This is a genomic window from Salinilacustrithrix flava (genome assembly GCF_041228405.1).
Lineage (GTDB): Bacteria > Actinomycetota > Acidimicrobiia > Acidimicrobiales > Salinilacustritrichaceae > Salinilacustrithrix > Salinilacustrithrix flava.
In genome coordinates this window covers 1,397,664-1,416,551 of record NZ_CP133888.1, presented here as the reverse complement: position 1 = coordinate 1,416,551, position 18,888 = coordinate 1,397,664, and the positions used below count along the sequence as shown (strand labels likewise).

The 18,888-nt window shown below is 71.4% G+C and carries 10 protein-coding genes; 4 read left to right on the top strand and 6 right to left on the bottom strand.

The window, feature by feature from the left end:
* Positions 1–10: 10 nt before the first annotated feature.
* From RGQ06_RS06985 to RGQ06_RS06965, 5 genes are all read right to left on the bottom strand, one after another.
* Positions 11–1,270, bottom strand: a complete 1,260-nt coding sequence (locus RGQ06_RS06985) for a hypothetical protein (RefSeq protein WP_432427287.1) — start codon at positions 1,268–1,270, stop codon at positions 11–13.
* A gap of 147 nt (positions 1,271–1,417) precedes the next feature.
* The gene (fusA, locus tag RGQ06_RS06980; RefSeq protein ID WP_432427288.1) at positions 1,418–3,475 is read right to left on the bottom strand and encodes an elongation factor G; all 2,058 of its coding nucleotides are present in this window, start codon (positions 3,473–3,475) and stop codon (positions 1,418–1,420) included.
* Between the two features lie 119 nt (positions 3,476–3,594).
* On the bottom strand, positions 3,595–4,488 hold the full coding sequence (locus RGQ06_RS06975; RefSeq protein ID WP_432427289.1) for a DUF1996 domain-containing protein: 894 nt from the start codon (positions 4,486–4,488) through the stop codon (positions 3,595–3,597).
* Positions 4,485–5,927: a right-handed parallel beta-helix repeat-containing protein gene (locus RGQ06_RS06970; RefSeq protein ID WP_432427290.1), complete on the bottom strand. Its 1,443-nt coding sequence runs from the start codon at positions 5,925–5,927 to the stop codon at positions 4,485–4,487. Before RGQ06_RS06970 ends, RGQ06_RS06975 begins: the two co-directional genes overlap by 4 nt.
* A gap of 19 nt (positions 5,928–5,946) precedes the next feature.
* Positions 5,947–6,360, bottom strand: coding sequence for a cupredoxin domain-containing protein (locus RGQ06_RS06965; protein WP_432427291.1), 414 nt, complete (start codon positions 6,358–6,360; stop codon positions 5,947–5,949).
* A 281-nt stretch (positions 6,361–6,641) separates the two neighbouring features.
* On the opposite strand from RGQ06_RS06965, the gene RGQ06_RS06960 reads away from it, so the two are divergent.
* From RGQ06_RS06960 to RGQ06_RS06945, 4 genes are all read left to right on the top strand, one after another.
* A complete protein-coding gene (locus tag RGQ06_RS06960) occupies positions 6,642–9,983 on the top strand; it encodes a cell wall-binding repeat-containing protein (protein ID WP_432427292.1) in 3,342 nt (1,113 codons plus the stop codon).
* Positions 9,984–10,107: 124 nt separating this feature from the next.
* Entirely contained in the window at positions 10,108–10,947 is an 840-nt protein-coding gene (locus RGQ06_RS06955) for an alpha/beta fold hydrolase (RefSeq protein WP_432427293.1), read from the top strand.
* Positions 10,948–11,332: 385 nt separating this feature from the next.
* Positions 11,333–15,640 carry a choice-of-anchor O protein gene (locus RGQ06_RS06950; protein WP_432427294.1) on the top strand — a complete coding sequence of 1,436 codons (4,308 nt, stop codon included), beginning with the start codon at positions 11,333–11,335 and terminating at the stop codon, positions 15,638–15,640.
* 107 nt (positions 15,641–15,747) lie between these two features.
* Positions 15,748–17,391, top strand: a complete 1,644-nt coding sequence (locus tag RGQ06_RS06945) for an isovaleryl-CoA dehydrogenase (protein ID WP_432427295.1) — start codon at positions 15,748–15,750, stop codon at positions 17,389–17,391.
* A gap of 10 nt (positions 17,392–17,401) precedes the next feature.
* Here the strand turns inward: RGQ06_RS06945 and RGQ06_RS06940 are convergent, their stop codons facing one another.
* On the bottom strand, positions 17,402–18,880 hold the full coding sequence (locus RGQ06_RS06940; protein ID WP_432427296.1) for a cryptochrome/photolyase family protein: 1,479 nt from the start codon (positions 18,878–18,880) through the stop codon (positions 17,402–17,404).
* Positions 18,881–18,888: the final 8 nt, after the last annotated feature.

The following is an 18,888-nucleotide window of genomic DNA, read 5'->3' as shown; positions in this document are numbered from 1 at the left end:
GAGATCTCCTTCATCCAGGTGGCTTCGTGCTCCCGGTCCGCTCCGCGACCCGGAGGACCAGGCCGCTGACGATCAGCGCCAGCCCGACCAGCGCCAGCCCGGCGAGCCCGGACCCCGTCCGGGGCAACGCCACGGCCCCGACCGTCGCCGGCCCCGAGGGGCCCGGCGTCGCCGTCTCCTCGCTGGGGAGGACCGAACCCGCAGTCGTCGTCGTGGTCGTCGGAGGCGCGCTCGTCGTGGTGGTCGCGACCGTCGTGGAGGTGGTGGAGGTCGTCGTCGTGGAGGTGGTCGAGGTCGTGGTGGTGGTGCTCGTGGTCGGGTCCGGGACCGGCGTGGGCGCCGTCGGCGCACGCTGCTGGTTGACGACCGTGTGGAGGCACGTCGCGCCGTCCTCGGCAGCGGTGGCCTCGCTCGCGGCCACCTCCTCCTCGTGCCCGCCGCAGCTGCCGCCGGCGTGGCTCCCGCCACCGTCATCGTGGTCGCCGCCGTCGCACCCGTCGGTGGGGCAGGTCTCCCGTCCGAGGAAGGTGCCGACCGTCGATTCGTCGAGCTGCCAGCCTGCGGGCAGGCCGTCCTGTGCGACCTCGTAGGTGTGGCGCTTTCCGCCGGGTACCACGAGGCCGGGTCCCGAGCCGTGGCCGGGGTTGTCGTAGTCGCACTCCAGCTGCTCCGCCCCGGGCAGGACCGTGCACGTGGCCGTCCCCCGGCTGCTCGACGCGCGGACCACGTAGGCGTCTCGCCAGCCGGACGGCATGGTGCCGTCGAGTGGCACCGCCAGGGGCTGCCCGGCGACGTCGAGCCACCGCACCTCGAACACGATGCGGTGCGGCTCGCCGTCCTGGGGCGCACCGCAGGCGAGCCAGAGCTCCCGGGATCCCACCGAGGTGTCGTCGAGCGTGACGGCCACGGCGAGCCGGTGACCGTTGGTCTTGAGCTCGAACCCCGCTGCCTCCACGAGCGGCGCCATGTCGTACTCGGCGGTGAGTCGGCCCTGCTCCGTCGAGCGGACGTCCTCGACGAGGACGCTGGTACTTCCCTCCGCCACGGTCGGAGCCACGGCGCTGATCGTGATGCCGACGGACACCGGAGGCGCGTCGGGGTCGAGGCCGGTGACCTCGACCACGACGGCGCAACCCTCGACCTTCTGTCCCGCGTCCGCGTCGATGGGCGTGCCGTTGACGCTGACGACGACCGGAGCTCCCTCTGTCGCGAGGGGCGTGACCGTCGCCAGCGCCAGCGGTGAGCCGATCAGCAGCACGGCGCCGAGCACCGCCAGCGCCGTCGTTCCCTGTGCCTTCGGCCGGAGGGTCCGCCTTCGAGATGTGTGCGCCGCCATGGATCGAGCGTTCGCGCTGGGCTGCTGGCACCCGCCAGAGTCTCCGGTCATCGCCACCGGGGCACGGTGCCCATGTCGCAGCTACCGGTCGGCGAGCCGCTCCACCAGCTGCTCGCTCATGGCCTCGTAGCGGTCGAAGGTGGCGCGGAAGCGCCCGCGCCCGTGCGTCATCGACCGCACGTCGGTGGCGTAGGAGGTGAGCTCGGCGGCCGGCACCAGGGCGTGGATGGTCACCTCGCCAGCACCGGGACCGACCTCGGTGCCGGTGACCTGGCCGCGCCGGGCGTTGACGTCGCCGATCACCTCGCCCTGCGCGTCGGTGGGCACGGTCACCTCGACCAGGGAGATCGGTTCGAGCACGGCCGAGCCCGCCGCCTCCAGCGCAGCCCGCAGGGCGATGGAGCCGGCCATCTTGAAGCTCGCCTCGTCGGAGTCCACGGCGTGGTGCTTGCCGTCGAGCAGCGTGGCCCGGAGGTCGACGACCCGGTAGCCGTGCGGCCCGCCCCGCTGCATCGACTCGACGATGCCCTTCTCCACGGCCGGGATGAGGTTGCGGGGCACGGCGCCGCCGACGACGGCATCGACGAACTCGAAGCCGGCGCCGCGCTCGAGGGGCTCGAAGCGGACCTGGACCACACCGAACTGTCCTCGCCCGCCCGACTGCTTCTTGTGCCGGCCCTCGACCTCGGCCGGCGCCACCAGGGTCTCCCGGTAGGCGACGGCGAGGGGTCGCACCTCCACCTCGATGCCGTGGCGCCTCGTGATCCGCTCGAGCGCCACCTGCAGCTGGGTCTCGCCGGCGCCGCGCAGCACGGTCTGGCCGGTCTCCTCGTCGTGGAGCACCCGCAGCGATGGGTCGTCGTGGAGGACCTTCTGCAGCGCCATGGCCAGCTTGTCCTCGTCGGCCTGGCTGGCCGAGGCGATGGCGACGGCGTGCACCGGCTCGGCCAGCTCCAGCGGGGGGACCCGCACCGGGAAGCCGTCGGCGACCAGGGTGTCCCCCGCCGCCAGGCCGATCAGCTTCGTCACCGCGGCGAGGTCGCCGGCGACGACCCTCGTCTGCGGCTCGTGCTCGGCGCCGCGAACCCGGACGAGGCCGTGCAGCCGCTGCTTCTCGCCGGTGCGCGCATCGATCAGGACGTCGTCGACGGCCACCGTGCCCGACAGCACCTTGAACATGGAGAGCTGGCCGACGTAGGGGTCGGTCGCGGTCTTGAACACGAAGGCGACCGCCGGACCGTCTGGGTCGCAGGGCACCTCGACCACGTCGCCCGCCGCCTCCGCCACCGCCGGCGGGACCTCGGCCGGGGAGGGGCCGACGTGGCAGATGAACTCGGCCAGGCGATCCACGGCGACGGGGCCGCCGGGACCGACGGCCGAGCCAACCAGCACCGGGAACACCACGGCCCGGTCGACGCCCTCGTGCAGCGCCCGCTCCAGCTCCTCGGCGGTGGGCTGCTCACCCTCGAGGTAGCGCTCGAGCAGCGAGTCGTCCTGCTCGACCACGTCCTCCACGAGGTGCTCGTGGTCCAGGTGCTCGCGCGCCGCGATGTCCTCGGGCAGCTCGTCTCGCTCCTCGGCGCGGCCGGAGTCGTACAGCCACACGTGCTCGGTGACCAGGTCCGCGACCCCGTGGAAGTCGGCGGCCTCACCGACGGGCAGCTCGACCGGCTCGATGCCCGTCGGGCTGAACCGCTCCCGGATTTCGCCGAGCACCCGGTCGTAGTCGGCGCGGTCGCGGTCCATCTTGTTGAGGAAGATCATGCGAGGGATCCCGCGGTCGGACGCGACCCGCCACAGGCGCTCGTCCTCGCTCTGCACGCCGGCCACGGCATCGATGACGAACACGAGCAGATCGGCGACCCGGAGCGCCGCTTCGACCTCGCCGGCGAAGTCGGCGTAGCCCGGGGTGTCGATGAGGTTCACGTGGTGATCGCCCCACGAGAACGGCAGCACGCTGAGCGACAGCGACTGGCCGCGCTGGTGCTCCTCCTCCTCGGTGTCCGAGGCGGTGGTGCCGCCCTCCACCGAACCCATCCGGCCGAGCACGCCGGCACGCAGCAGCAGCGCCTCGGCCAGCATCGTCTTGCCGTTGCCGGCGTGGCCCACCAGGGCGACGTTGCGGATGCGGTCGGTCACGGGCTCCACGGGACACCTCCGAGATGGTTCGCTGCCCCGCAGCCTGCCCCGGTCGGCCGGTGGGCGTCAGGGCCGAAGGTCACCTGCGGGGCGGCCCGGCCCCGTCAGTCGGTCGCCCGTCAGCCGGTGGCGCGGTTCGAGACCACGCCGCAGACCTTGCCCCCGTTGATGCACGTCCGGACCTCTCGTTCGAGCGCGGCCTGGTCCCAGGCCTGCACGAAGTCGGCGTGCATGCTGCGGACGCCGCCCGACGCCAGCGCCAAACCCGTCGGCTCGCCCGTCACCGGGTAGCGCACCTCGAACACGAGCTGGGGCACCGCGACCGGATGATCGTCCGGGCACGCGCCGTCATCGCTGTAGGCCATGTGGGACTGGTGGTCCTCGCTGTCGAGGCGCTCCCCGTCCCAGCAGTCGGGGAACGCGACCCGGACGCCGAGCGGGGCGGTGTCGGGGCAGGACGGCGGATCACTGTGCAGGATGGGGGACGCCCCGCAGTGCCAGGCCGCCACGTCCACCGATTGTGGCTCGGTCGCCGTCTGGTCACCCGCGATCACCAAGAGCCCGGCCGGGAACGGCGCCACGCTCGCCGGGTCGACCCCGGGGCCGGGCCGGTAGTAGGCGACGGAGCCGGTCGGCTCCACCGGCTCGCCGTCGCGCAGGACCGCTGGCGCCCAGTAGGCGGCGGTGTCGTTGCGGTTCTGGCAGGTGGTCTCGGTGTCGAGCAGGGACGACGGCGTGCTGCCGGCGTCGGTCGCCGTGCTACCGAAGAAGTCGTGGAGGTGGGCGCGCCCCGGCTTCCCCGGGTGGACGATGGGATCGTCGGATGCCGAGTGGCTCCAACCGCACTCGACCTTGAACTGGGGCACCCGGCCCTGGGGCCCCGTGTCCGCACCGCGGGCCGTGATGGCCTGCACGGTCGCGCCTTCACCGGACGAGCAGGCGGCCACGACCACGACGCCGACGAGCAGCGCCGCCCGGAGCGGCCGTGACCAGCGGATGGCGGCCCGGGTCACGTCCCCTCAGGACGCTCCGGCACCTCGATGGCGGCCAGGTCCACGGAGAACGGCACGTTCGTGGCCGGCTGCGCGGGCGCCGTCTCGGCGTCGGGCATGGTGGGCTGGTCCGCCGGCTCCGGGGTCGGGGCTTCCTCGTAGTCGACCGCCGGGGGCCGCTCCGACGCGATGAGCGCGCCGAGATCGAGCGCGCCGGCGCTCCAGTCGGTGGCCGTCGGGTCGCCCTCGCAGGGGGCGAGCGCCTCCAGCTGCTCGGGTGCCGTGGTCTCGAAGGTGTTGCCGGAGAAGCAGTTGCGCAGCGACGCCAGGTCGGGCTGCAGGCTGCCGAGCGCCAGGTCGCCGAGGCCGGAACCGCTCACCACGTTGCCCGTGATCGAGTTGCCGACCGGGTCCCACAGCACGAGCGCCAGGGCCTCCGGGTCGAGGTCGGGCAGCGGATCGTTGCGGGTCTCCTCGCACGGCCGGTCCCAGTCCTCCTCGGGCGGCACCACGTCGTTGGCCTCCTCCTCGGGGAAGGGCACGAGGCCGATTCCGGTCCGCTCGTGGTCGAAGACCAGGTTGCGTTCGATCACGTTGCGGTTGCTGCCGGCCACGAGGATGCCGTTGCCCATGGCGAGCAGGGCGACGTCGATCGCCGGCGTGTCGGGCTGGGAGTTGCCGTGGACGGTGTTGCCCACGATCGTGGTCTCGCGACCCGGGTAGCACAGCTCGTAGGACCCGCTGTTGGGCACGATGCCGGCCCGGTTGAACCTCCACGTCGAGTTCACGATGAGCAGGTCGCCACCCGAGTTGGTGCCCGAGTAGCCGAGGCCGTTGTACTCCGAGATCACGTCGGTGATGACCGTCTCGCACGGGTAGCACTGGCCGATGTAGACGCCGGCGTCGGGACTGCCGGACGCGTAGATGTGCTCGAGCTGGCCCTTGACCGAGTCGAACGCATAGACGCCGTAGTCGCCGTTGCGGTAGGCGGTGAGGTACGAGCCGCGGTAGCCGGTGACGCCGGTCCAGAAGAAGCCGTTGGTGGTGTAGTTCTGCGCGGTCATGTTCTCGACGGCGACGCCGTCGGCCAGGACCCGGATGCCGTTCTCGAGCTCGAAGCCGCCGTCGAGCACCACCTCGTTGCGATCGAGGCCCCGGATCGTGAGGTCTTCGATCGTGACGTCGACCGCCTCCTCGTAGGTACCTGGCTCGATGAGCACGAGGTCGCCGGGGGCAGCTGCGTCGACCGCGGCCTGGATGGTGTCGAAGTCGCCGGGCACCCGGTGGGTGGCGGCCTCACCATCGCCCTCACCTCCACCTTCACCGTTGCCCTCGTCCTCGCCGCCGGCAGGGGCTTCCGTCGTGGGGCTGGTGTCGGTGGTGTCGTCGTCCCCGCACGCCGCGGCGAACAGGCCGAGCGCGAGGAGCACGGCGAGCGTGCGGTGGGCGGTGCGGGTCATCGAAGGTCCTCCAGGAGGGTCATCCGGTCACCACGACGGTGCCGATCATGCCGGCGGTGGTCGTGCCGTGCAGCGAGCAGTAGTACGGGTAGGTGCCGGGCTCGGTGAAGCGGTGGCGGTACTCGTCGCCGGGTTCGAAGTCGTCCACCTCGACGCCCCACGCCTCGCCCTCCACCGGCAAGACGTTGTGGACGTTGCGGCCGTCGTTGCTCCACAGCACCTCGGTGCCGGCAGCGACCTCGATCTCCTCGGGCCGGAACGTGTTGTCGATGGCGCTGACCTCGACCTCCACGCCTTCGACGAGCGAGACCGTGCTCGCCTCCCCGGCGCTGTCGTCGTCGCCGCAGGCGCCGGCCGTGAGGAGCATCGGGACGACCGCCACGGCCGACAGCCGGGACCACGAGAGCCGACCCATCGAGCGGGAGCGGGACATCGCTCAAGCATGCCCCATGGCGTCTGACGACCCGTGCCCGGACCACCAGTTCAAGCGGCCGCTTGTACCGGAGGGTCGGGGCCCGATGAAGGGACCAACGTCATCCAGCCCGGTGACCATCGGCAGTGATGGCCGTTCGGGGCTGGGCGCACGATCGGTGCGTCCGTGCGGGCGACACCAGCCAGGGCACGGCACGACGAAAGAAGTCGATCATGACTGGTCACAGCGCCTCCGGTTCGACCGCCGCAAGCGGTCGAGACCGGGGGCACCTTCGCGTCGGGGTGCTGATCTTCGCGGTGCTCTCGATGCTCTTCTCGCTCCCGGCGATGGGCGCCCAGGGCGACGGCAGCGGCGGCGGTGGCGGCGGCGGTGGCGGTGGCGGTGGCGGTGGTGACGGCGGTGGCGAGGCCCCGGAGGACTACTCCGAGCTCGTCGTCGCACTCCGAGCGGTGAGCGGTGAGCCGATCCTGGCGGGTCCGCACACCGTGATCGACGAGCACACCGGGGAATCGGTCGACGAGTACTGCGTGCAACCCGTCTCCCCCGTCGCGCTCCCCGGCATGGACGAGACAGACGCCATCGAGAACCCGGTGGACGGTTCCTCGGTGTGGCTGATCCCGCTGAACGCCGATCTCGATCCGCTCGACCCCGAGCTCGAGGTCTGCGACCCGCAGGCTGCCTATGCCATGTACGTCTCCGAGGCCGAGCTCGAGAGGCTGAACATGGCCCGGACGTCCGAGGACGTCGTCGACCAGAAGCTCGCCGACGTCGTCGAGCGGTTGACCATCGCCGATGAGCTCACCCTCGACGGCGCCGGTCGTCTCGTCATCGACGGCGCCGTGGTCGATGCCGGTCCCGAGCACGCGGCGCTCTTCCAGGAGCTGATGAAGACCGGGACGCTTCCGTCCCTGCCCGACGGCTACACCGACACCGACGGCCAGATGTACGTCGATCCCTTCGGCGCCGAGGAGCTCGCAGCGGCATCGATCGGTGCGGCCGCCAGCAAGTTCGCCCGAATCTCGGTCGACGCAGTGATCTACTACATCAGCAACATCACCAAGGTGAGCGAGGTCGCCGACGGGCTGTTCCCGCAGCTCCCTGCGATGACCGGGACCGACCTGCGGTTCCTCGATTTCAGCGACTTCACGTACAACCGGGCAGACACCTTCTCCGGTGCGGTGACCTGGCTGAACGTGCCCGAGCTGAAGTGGGAGACCAGCTGGATCCTTGATGTCGTCGACTGGGCGCCGATCCCGCCCATCGCCGGTGGCACGGAAGCTGACGGCCACGACCGTGACGTCCCCGGCATCGCCGGCTTCGCCCTCATGGTCGATGACGTCCGAGCGACCATCCTCTACTACCACGAGTACGAGGCGCTGGTCGGCTTCTACATGGACTCGCCCGGCGAGAACACCTACCTCGAGCAGGTGGCGGCGCTGACCGCGCCGGCGACCGGTTGGGGCGCGATGCCTGCAAGCATCGTCCAGAGCGAGCTGTTCGACACCTCGGCGTCGCTGTACCTGCCCCACGCCGCTCCGGCTTCGATCCTGGACGCCCGGCTCCGGGTCACGGTCACCACCGCTGGTGGCTTCGATCCCGCAGCTCCCGTCCCGGTCGCGGTCGTGGCTGCCGACGGGCAACCGATGCCCTTCGAGGTCCAGCCGACCGGCGAGCTGATCGGCTGGTGGGGCCCGGCGACGGGCTTCACGGTGGAACCCGGCTACCAGGCCACCACGGAGTTCGAGGCCCAGGTCTTCGCCGGGGCACCGGTCGGCATCTACGACCTCACCCTCGACCTCGTCTCGGCTGCTTCGGGTGACGTGGCGCTGGCGAGCGACGCGGTGAGCCTCGAGGTCCTGGAGCCGCACCTCACCGCAGGATGGGTCTCCGCGACCCGATACGTCGAGCGGTCGGCCTACGCCGAACTGGCCACCCGGGTGTTCAACCCGGCACAGGTCGTCGACGCCATCGGAGACGTCGTCGACAACACGCTCGCGGAGGGCGAGCAGCTGCGACTGACCATCGATCCGGTCGGTGAGATGGAGGTGGATGGCGCGACCGTGCCGCTGGACTTCACGGCACCGAGCGAGGCGACCCTCTACTCCAACGCCGTTGCCATCCCACTGGCACTCTCGGACACGACGTCCGGCGCGCTGGTGGGCACGCTCCCGATCCCGGACCTCGTCCCCGGCGAAGCGGCCGAGATCCCGGCGTTCCTGGTGATCAACAGCGGAGCCCCGCTCGGCTGGTACGACCTCACCGTCGAGGTCATCGGCAGCGACGCCGCTGCGGACACGACCGAGATGTACGTCGCGGAGGCGCCGACCCACGGCGAGACGCCGAGCGACTTCATCGTCGTGATCACCCCGCTGGGCACCCCCGGCTCGAGCGCATCGTTCGAGCTGACCACGGAGCCAGACGACAACGGGATCATCTTCCAGTGCAGGCTCTACCGAGACGGCGAGTACTGGCTGGAGCAGGGTGATGAGCCGCCGGCCACCCTGGAGGAGGAGTGGAAGACCTGCACGTCGCCCAAGACGTACCAGGATCTCCTGAACGGGGAGTACGACTTCTCCGCCCGGGCCAAGTGGGGTGAGACGTTCTCGGACAACGAGGCGACCTACTCCTGGACCGTCGGCGGCACCACGCCGACCGTTCCTCCCGGCGGCGGGGGCGGAGGTGGGACCGAACCGACCGACCCGACCGACCCCGGCACCGACCCTGGTGGCGAGGTGCCCAGCGACGTCGTCATGACCGAGCTGGCCGGTGACGACCGGGTCGCCACGGCGATCGAGGTGTCGAAGGACGAGTTCCCGGCGAAGGCCGGAGCGGCCGTGCTGGCCAACGCCGGCGTGTTCGCCGACGCCCTGGCCGGCACCCCGCTGGCGGTGGCCGAGAACGCCCCGATGCTGCTCACCTACACCGGTGAGCTGGACAGCCGGGTGGCTGCGGAGCTGGACCGGGTGCTCACGCCCGGTGCGACCGTGTTCCTCCTCGGAGGGACCGCGGCGCTCAGCGACACGGTCGAAGCGGCCGTCCTGCAGATGGGCTACGACGTCGTCCGGTACGGCGGCGCCGACCGCTACGCCACCTCGGTGGCGGTCGCGGAAGGCCTGGGCAACCCGACGACGGTGTTCTTGACCACCGGCCACAACTTCGCCGACGGCCTCACCGCCGGCACGGCTGCGGCAACGGTGGACGGCGCGGTCCTGCTCACCGACGGTGACGCCATGGCGGCACCGGTGATCGCACACCTCGCCGCCCACCCGGCCCAGGTCCGGTACGCCGTCGGCGGACCGGCCACCAGGGCCGACACGGGTGCCGCGGCGATCGCCGGTGCTGACCGGTTCGCCACGGCGGCGATGGTCGCCGGGAAGTTCTTCCCGGCCCCGGCCTTCGTCGGCATGGCCAGCGGCGAGAAGTTCCCCGACGCCCTCAGCGGCGGGGTCGCCTCGGCCATGCACGGCGGGCCGCTGATGCTCTCGGCGAGCAGCGCCCTGAGCACGGCGACCGCCGGGTACCTGACCGGCCACGCCGCCACCATCGAGGAGGTGCAGTTCTACGGCGGGCCGGCGGCGCTCAGCCAGGCCGTCCGCGACGCCGTGGCCGTCAGCCTCGGCTGACCACGGGCTGACCCCTCCTCGGGTCACCAGACGAGCGGGCACCTCCGGGTGCCCGCTCGTTCCGCGTCCCAGGATGGGACCTTCGGATGTGGTGCGGGTGGTCGTCGAGGCGCAGGATCAGGCCATGACCTCGTCCACCAGCACCTCGGACCTCTTCGAGTGGGGCGGCCGGTGCCTCCACTACGAGACCTTCGGCACCGGCGACGACGTCGTGGTGCTGCTCCACGGGCTGCTCCTCAACACCAAGCTGAACCGGGGCTTCGCCCGCCGCCTCGCCGGTGGCGGCCGTCGGGTCGTGCTCCTCGACCTGCTCGGCCACGGGCAGAGCGACAAGCCGGTGCACGCCGCCGAGTACCGCTTCGACACCTACGTGGAGCAGGTCGTCGCGCTCCTCGACCACCTCGAGGTGCCCCAGGCCGTCCTGGGTGGCGTGTCCCTCGGCGCCAACGTCTCCCTCCTCGCCGCCACCACGCACCCCGAGCGGGTGCGGGCCCTGGTGGTCGAGATGCCCGTGCTCGAGTGGGCCGTGCCAGCCGCCGCGCTCACCTTCGTGCCCGTGCTGCTCACCACGCACTACGCCCGACGTCCGCTCATCCCGGTCACCGACCTGCTGCGTCGGCTGCCGCGGACCGGCATCGACGAACTCGACAGCGCGCTCGACGCGATCTCCCTGCCACCCGATGTGGTCTCGGCGATCCTGCACGGCATCCTCGTCGGCCCCATCGCCCCCACCTACGACCGCCGTGCCGAGCTCGACCTGCCGGTGCTGGTGATCGGGCACCAGGCCGACCTCATCCACCCCTTCAGCGACGCCGAGAACCTCAGCGAGCAGATCCCCGGCGCCCGCCTGGTCCGGGGCCTGATGCCGTTCGGGATGCGCGTCTTCCCCAAGCGGATGCTCGGCGAGGTCGAGGCGTTCCTCGACGAGGTCGCACCCGTCACCCGAACAGCCGCCGCGACGTGAGCGACCCAGCCGAGAGGTCCTCTCCTCCCCGTCGCCGGCATCACTGCAACCGATCTGCCACCGCCCGGCGATCGCGAGGCCACCTGGCGCGCTCATCGTGCGGACGTTCCCCCACCACAGGGGCGCGGAGCCCCGGGTCGCCTCTTCCCGGGGCTCCGGGCGTTTTGGAGCGGGTCGCCGTCTGCCACCGAGCTGCCACCGTCAGGTGACCTGCTGCGCAACCTGAGTTCGAGACGCTCCCTCCCTCTCTGAACGAGGAGGAGTGATCTGCATGCGCAGAACCCCAGAAGAGCACTCGGCGCGGTGGGCGGGCGGTTCGACATCACCGACGACATCGCACCCCCAGCATCGGCGGCGCACGCGTCGTGGTGCACGGACCGCCCTGTTGGCGCTGGTCACGGCGTCACTGCTCGCGCCGACGCTCGGTGGCGTCGCGTCCGCCGATGACGGCGGAGGCAGCGAGGAGCCGGGAACGCCTGTGCTCAAGAGCACCTCGAACGACGGGCAGGGCCCGACGGTCGACGGCCACCTCGACGAGAACGAGCATGCGTTCACGTCGTACATGAAGTTCTACGTGCCGACCCAGCGGGCCAACGGGCTCGTGGAGCCCGTCGACTACTACGACGTCGACGGCGCCCTCGTCGAGACGCGCGACCGAGCCAAGCCGATCGTGAACGTCTTCATCAACGGGCCGGTCGAGGGAGTCGACGGGGTCGGCTTCGTCGGACACGGCAAGCGCGACGCCTACGCCGCGGTGAGCCTCGACGACGGCGAGACGTGGAAGAAGTCGAACCTGTCGGAGTCGGCCTTCGAAGCCTCCTCCACCGTGGTCCGCCCGGACATCGCGCTGTTCTCCGACACCGGGGGCAGCTACCCGGGCGACGTGATCAACATGTTCCACGCCGTGGCGGGCGAGAAGGTCCTCGTCGCCTGGCCCAGCCGCTACTGCTCGAGCGGGCAGCCCAACTACTCGCTCGACGGCAGCGAAGCGGGCCAGGCCCGTCGCGCCGCCATCGCGGACTACCTGGGCATCGACCTCTCGACAGCCTCGCCCGACGACCTGTACCTGCTCGACATGTACCAGGTCGCCGGCCAGCAGGGCTCCATCGACTACACCGACGACCGGACGCCACAGAACCAGCCGGTCGGTGAGGTGCCCTTCAGCTGCGTGTGGACCGCCCGTGGCCAGATGGTGGCCGGCGATGACCCGCGGACCCTCCCCGAAGAGGCCAGCTACATGCGCTGGTTCAACACCGAGCGCCTGACCTCCGGTCGTCGCGACGCGATGCGCATCGAGGTCGCCGGCGTCGCCGGCGCCGGCTTCGCCATGACCTGGCAGGAGGACCCTGAAGGTCTCCGGCCCGGCCAGGGCGAGGGCCCCGGCGAGGGGTGGAGCGGCGCGATCGCGAACAACCAGACCGACGTCTGGTACTCCTACATCGACTGGCAGGACTTCGACGTCGTCCAGGACCCCGCCGACGAGACCGGCACCACGCCCATGGCTCTCGCCGACTACGAGGTGGCGGCCGCCAGCGTCGAGGGCATCACCCAGAAGCCGAAGCCGTTCGTGCCGATGGCGATGCCGATGCCGATCACCGACAACGCCAAGTGCAGCCCGGACGACACCGCGCCGTACTGCTGGGGTGCGGCCAGCACCGTGGACCCGCCCGCCGATGACGAGAGCATCCCGCTCGTGCCCACCGACTTCGGGCTGAAGGACAGCTGCGCCGACACCGTCGTGGTCCCGACCGGTCAGAACGACGAGCCCACGGACGTGTGCGTCACCGAGGACGGCCTGCCCCTGCTCGGCAACACCGCCGCCACGCGGGCGCGCCTCAACCTGTTCGGCTACGACTCGAGCGGCGCAGTGGCGGACGCGAGCACCGACAGCGCCTTCGCCATCGTGCAGCTCGAGGAGGACAAAGGCCTCGGCCGGGCGCTGTACCTCGCCGACCCGGAGACCGGGCTCCCGACCGACACGGTGTGCACAGCGGAGATCGATGAGCAGCTGTGCGTCCCCTTCGACGACGGCAAGAACCAGTGGTACCACTCGTTCAGCATGTCGCTGACCGACGAGCTGGTCGGTCACGAGCAGGACGGCCTCCTGGCCAACCTGGCCTTCCACGGCAACCTGCTGAACCAGCCCGAGGTCGACTGGACGACCGGCGAGTTCTTCGCCCCGAAGAACACCGAAGAGATGTTCGGCTGGGCCGACTTCGGCTACGACCTCTACGCCACCGAGATCGCCCGGCGCGGCAGCCTGCTCGCCCAGGACATCCAGAAGGTCCACCCCGACACCTCGGTGGCGACCGGCGGCCTGCTGGCGCTGCCCACCTGGAAGCAGGGGCAGATGAACCAGGGCGGCCCGGCCGACGTGATGTCGCGCCGGATCGTGCTCCCCACGGACTGGGACATCACCGACGGCAACCCGTACGCCTTCCGGAACATGGAGTGCGAGACCAAGGCCTACGGCGACGGCTCGAACCCCTACTACCCCGAGGGCGTGTGCCTCGATTCGGCCATCAACCTGTCGGCCACCGTGCCGGACACGGCCATCGACACGGCCGCCGACACAGCGACGGCGACGCCGACGCTGACCTTCGGCGAGTCCACGTTCGCCACGAGCGACACGAACCCGGACCTGCAGGGTGTGGTGCAGGGCGAAGGCGACACCACCAAGGTGCTGACCTGGCACCAGTGCCCGGCCGCGCCCACCAACGTCAGCGGCGAGCTGCAGGTGACCTGCGAGGAGGACAGCCGCACCGACGGGGACAGCAACCTCGCCGACCAGTCCTGGTACAACCCCTACGAGGTCGCCAAGGGCCACCGCGGCTTCCTCGACGGCGACTTCGTGATGATGCTGTACGCCTGGTCGCCGAACTGGCGGCTCAACACGGTCGGCCAGGACCGGTACGAGCTGAACATCCGGCGCTCCTTCAGCGGTGCGCAGGACTGGACGACCCTCCCGGGCGACTACACCCACTGGGACGGCACCACCCACACCGGTGACGGGACGGTGACCTGCGAGACCTTCCGGAGCACCGAGACAGGTTCGGGTGAGGTGGACGAGCCCCGGGTCTGCAACAGCTACGCCGCCGGCGCAGCCGAGCCGGCCCGCAACGTCACCCAGCACAAGTCGATGCGGATCACCACCCTCGACCCGCGCTACGCGATGACCGGCGGACCGTACGGCTACGGCATCACGGCCGACACCCTCGGTTGGGAGCCTCCGGGCTACCTCGCTGGTGACGGCGAGAGCGAGGACGTCCGGGATCCGTCGCGGTACTTCATCGTCTACGAGACCGGTGACAACACCACCTCGGCCGATGGCGAGCCGGAACCGCTGGACCTGTTCTACAGCCGGGGCGTGAGCTTCGGTGACGACTACGAGGTCTGGGCGGAGACGGAGGGCGGCGACGTGAGCACGTGCTACCCGAACGACCCGCACGAGGTGGAGGACGTGCCCGAGGAGCTGATCGGGTCGGGCTTCTGCAACGAGTTCGACCAGATGGAGCAGGGCACCCCGGGCCTGGAGGCCAGCGAGGCGAGCCTCGCGGCCAACCCGGGTGGTGAGTTCCTCTACGGCACCTGGACCGAGCTGCTCCTCGAGGACGGCGAGGCCGTCGGATCGGATGCGATGGCCCGCCGGGTCTGGTGGATCGACGGCTACGTCTCCGAGGTCTACGGCTGGCTGTTCGGCCAGGGTTCCGGCGACGGTGGTGACGACGGGGACGATGGGGACGACGACACCGGTGGCGGTGGCGGCGTCACGCCTCCGCCCTTCGATGACGACCCCGACTTCCCGCCCGGTCTGGTCGTCGCCCGGCGCGCCGGCCAGGACCGGGTCGCCACGGCGATCGAGGTGGCCAAGGCCCAGTTCCCGGAGAAGGCCGGTGCGGCCGTGCTGGCCAACGCCGGCGTGTTCGCCGACGCCCTGGCCGGCACCCCGCTGGCCGTGGCCAAGGACGCCCCGATGCTGCTCACCTACACCGGTGAGCTGGACAGCCGGGTCGCCGAGGAGCTGGACCGGGTGCTCGAGCCCGGCGCGACGGTGTACCTCCTCGGAGGCACCGCAGCGCTGAGCGACAGCGTGGAGGCGGCGATCGTCGACCTCGGCTACGAGGTGGTCCGGTTCGCCGGCGCCACCCGGTACGAGACGGCGATCGAGATCGCCGAGACCGGGCTCGGGAACCCGGCGACGGTGTTCCTGACCACCGGTCGCAACTTCGCCGACGGGCTCACCGCCGGCACGGCTGCGGCCACGGTGGACGGGGCGGTGCTGCTCACCGACGGCGACCAGATGGTTCCTGCGGTGGTCGACTACCTGACGGCGAACGTGCCCGACGTCCGCTACGCCGTCGGCGGGCCGGCCACCCGGGCGGACACGGGTGCCCAAGCGATCGCCGGCGCCGACCGGTACGCCACGTCAGCGCTGCTGGCCGCCGCGTTCTTCGAGGCCCCGACCTTCGTCGGCATCACCAGCGGCGAGAAGTTCCCTGACGCCCTCAGCGGCGGGGTCGCCTCGGCGATGAACGGCGGGCCGCTGATGCTCTCGGCGAGCGACGCCCTGAGCGCAGCGACCGCTGGGTACCTGGCCGATCGGGCTGAATCCGTCACCGAGGTGGAGATCTACGGGGGCCCGGCGGCGATCGCCGAGGCCGTCGTCGATGCCATCGCCGCAGCGTTGAGCTGACCGCCGGAGCCTCGACGGCGAGCGGGCACCTGCGGGTGCCCGCTCACCGTCGCGTCCGGACGCGTTGCCGGCCCACGACCCCGAGAGGGTCCCGTACCCTCGACCGTGTGCTGACCGGATTCGACACCCACGAGGTCACCAACCAGCCGCCACCGCTCGAGGGCCACGACGTCTTCGGCTCCGACGTCGCCCTCGTCGACGCCGTCGCCCGCAGCGGCGGTGAGTGGGCGTTGGCCGACCTCGCCACCCTGGGCCGCCTCGCCGGTTCGCCCGAGGCCATCGAGTGGGGCCGCCAGGCGAACCGCAACCCACCCGAGCTGCGCACGCACGATCGGTACGGCAACCGCCTCGACGTCGTCGACTACCACCCCGCCTACCACCAGCTGATGCGCACCGCGGTGGCCCACGGCCTCCATGCCGCGCCCTGGGCCGACGAGCGCACCGGCGCCCACGTGGCCCGGGCCGCCAAGGTCCTCACCTGGTACCAGGTCGACGGCGGCCACATCTGCCCGATCTCCATGACCTACTCGTCGGTGCCCGCGCTGCGGCACGAGCCCCGCCTGGCCGCGGTGTGGGAGCCCCGCCTCACCTCGCTCGAGTACGACCCGGCCAACCGTCCCGCCGGCGAGAAGTCAGGTGCGACCTGCGGCATGGCGATGACCGAGAAGCAGGGCGGCTCCGACGTCCGGGCCAACACGACCACCGCGACGCCGGCCGACGACGGCTCGTACCGGCTCACCGGCCACAAGTGGTTCTGCTCGGCACCCATGTGCGACGTCTTCCTCGTGCTGGCCCAGGCACCAGGCGGTCTCACCTGCTTCCTCGTGCCGCGCTGGCGTCCCGACGGGACCCGCAACCCGGTCCGCATCCAGCGGCTGAAGGACAAGCTGGGCGATCGGTCGAACGCGTCGAGTGAGATCGAGCTGCTCGACACCTTCGGGGAGCGCATCGGCGACGAGGGCCGCGGGGTCCGCACGATCATCGAGATGGTGAACCACACGCGCCTGGACTGCGTGCTCGGCGCCACCGCCATCCACCGCCAGGGCGTGGCCCAGGCCACCTGGCACGCGCACCACCGCACCGCGTTCGGCGCCACCCTCGACCGCCAGCCGCTGATGGCCAACGTGCTCGCCGACCTCGCCATCGAATCCGAGGCGGCCACGCTCTCCGCCATCCGCTTGGCCCGCGCCTTCGATGCCCCGGCCGCCGACGAGCACGAGCAGCACATGAAGCGCCTGCTCACCCCGATCGTGAAGTACTGGACCTGCAAGCGGGCGCCGATGCACACCGCCGAGTCGCTGGAGTGCCTGGGTGGTGCCGGCTACGTCGAGGAGTCCGACCTGCCCCGCCTGTTCCGCCAGTCGCCGCTGAACGGCGTGTGGGAGGGGTCGGGCAACGTGATCTGCCTGGACGTGCTGCGAGCGGTGGGTCGGGCGCCCGAGACGCTCGACGCCTACTGGACCGAGGTCGACGCCGCCGCCGGCAGCGACCGCCGGTTCGACACCGCCGCCGACGCGCTCCGCACGGAGCTGGGCGACTTCGATGACATCGAGCTGCGCGCCCGGCGCCTCGTCGAGCAGATGGCGCTGCTGTTCCAGGCGTCGCAGGTGCTGCAGCACTCCCCGGCCCCGGTGGCCGACGCGTTCGTGGCGTCACGGCTGGGCGACGACGGTCGCCTGGCGTTCGGGACGCTGCCCACCGGACTGGCACTCGACGAGGTCATCGACCGGGCCCGGCCGGTGGTGGCCTGACCCACCCGGGTCAGAGTCGTCCCTCCGCGGCGGCCTCGATCGCCGCGGCGGCACGGGCTCGCACGTCGTCGAGGTCGGACAGCCGATCGAGGTTGGCGAGCGGCCGTGCCATCCGGTTGTTGCCGGAGAGCCGCTCGCGGTGCCGGGCGAGGAAGTCCCAGTAGAGCGTGGTGATCGGGCAGGCGTCCTCCCCGGTGCGCCGGCGCGGGTCGTACCGGCACCCGCGGCAGTAGTCGCTCATCCGGTTCACGTAGGCACCGCCCGAGACGTAGGGCTTGGTCGCCATCCGCCCGCCGTCGGCCCACAGCGCCATGCCCATGACGTTGGGGACCATCACCCACTCGGCCGCGTCGATGTAGGTGTCGGACATCCAGTCGAGGACGTGGCGGGGGTGGACCCCGAGGAGGTTGGCGACGTTGGACAGCAGCATCAGCCGGGGGATGTGGTGGACCCACGCCCGCTCGTGCAGGCCGGCGACGGTGTCGGCCATGCACGCCATGTCGGTCGACGCCTCGCCGGTGAACATCGGCGGCAGGTCGCCGTCGTGGCCGAGGGCGTTGCTGTCGGCGTGGTCCGGCCACAGCCAGTAGAGCCCCCACACGAACTCCCGCCACCCGATGACCTGGCGGATGAACCCTTCGGCGCTGTTCAGCGGGACGGCCCCGGAGCGGTAGGCGTCCTCGACCCGGTCGCAGACCTCGTCGGGCAGCAGCAGGCCGAGGTTCAGGTACGGGCTCAGCATCGAGTGGGCCAGCGACCACGATCGGGTGGTCATGGCGTCCTCGTAGGTGCCGAACCGCACCAGCTCGTGGTCGACGAAGTGGCGCAGCCGGGCGAGTGCGGCGCGGCGTGAGGTCGCCCACCACCCCACCGGTTCCGCACCCTTGGCGTCGGGGAGGGAGGCGAGGACCTCCTCGTCGACCTCGTCGAGGCGCGACGCCTGCGGCTCGGTGAAGATCGACGCGTCCTCCGGCGGCGGCTCCCGGTTGTCGGCGTCCAGGTTCCAGCGGCCACCCACCGGCCGGTCGCCGTCCATGAGGTAGCCGAGGTCGGTCCGGGTCCAGCGGTAGAAGTCCTCCAGCTTGAGGCTGCGGCGACCCTCGGCCCACGCCGCGAGCTCGTCGTGGTGGCGCAGGAACTGGTTCGACCGCACCTGCTCGATGCCGAGTCGCTCGCACAGCGCCCGACCGGCCCGGGAGTTCGCCTCGGTGGCGATCACCCGGTCGGGGCGGTGCTCCGCCACGTGGGCCTCGATGCCGGCGGCCATGGTGGGTGCCCGCCGGAGGTCGACGTCGTAGCCGGCGTCGCGCAGCTCCTCGGCGAAGCGGCGCATGGCGGTGATCACGAGGTGCAGCCGCTGGACGTGGCGCGCCGGTCGGAGCAGCGCCTCGCTCTCCACGAGCAGCACGCGGCATTCGCCGGGTTCGCGCGCTGCCAGCGCGCCGATGCGGCGGTTGAGCTGGTCGCCGAAGACGAGCACGGTGTCCACGGCCGGCC

Bases quoted from the DNA above. Each gene is read 5' to 3' on its own strand.
- RGQ06_RS06955 (WP_432427293.1), top strand. From the start codon at position 10,108: ATGACCTCGTCCACCAGCACCTCGGACCTCTTCGAGTGGGGCGGCCGG.
- RGQ06_RS06970 (WP_432427290.1), bottom strand. From the start codon at position 5,927: ATGACCCGCACCGCCCACCGCACGCTCGCCGTGCTCCTCGCGCTCGGC.
- RGQ06_RS06965 (WP_432427291.1), bottom strand. From the start codon at position 6,360: ATGTCCCGCTCCCGCTCGATGGGTCGGCTCTCGTGGTCCCGGCTGTCG.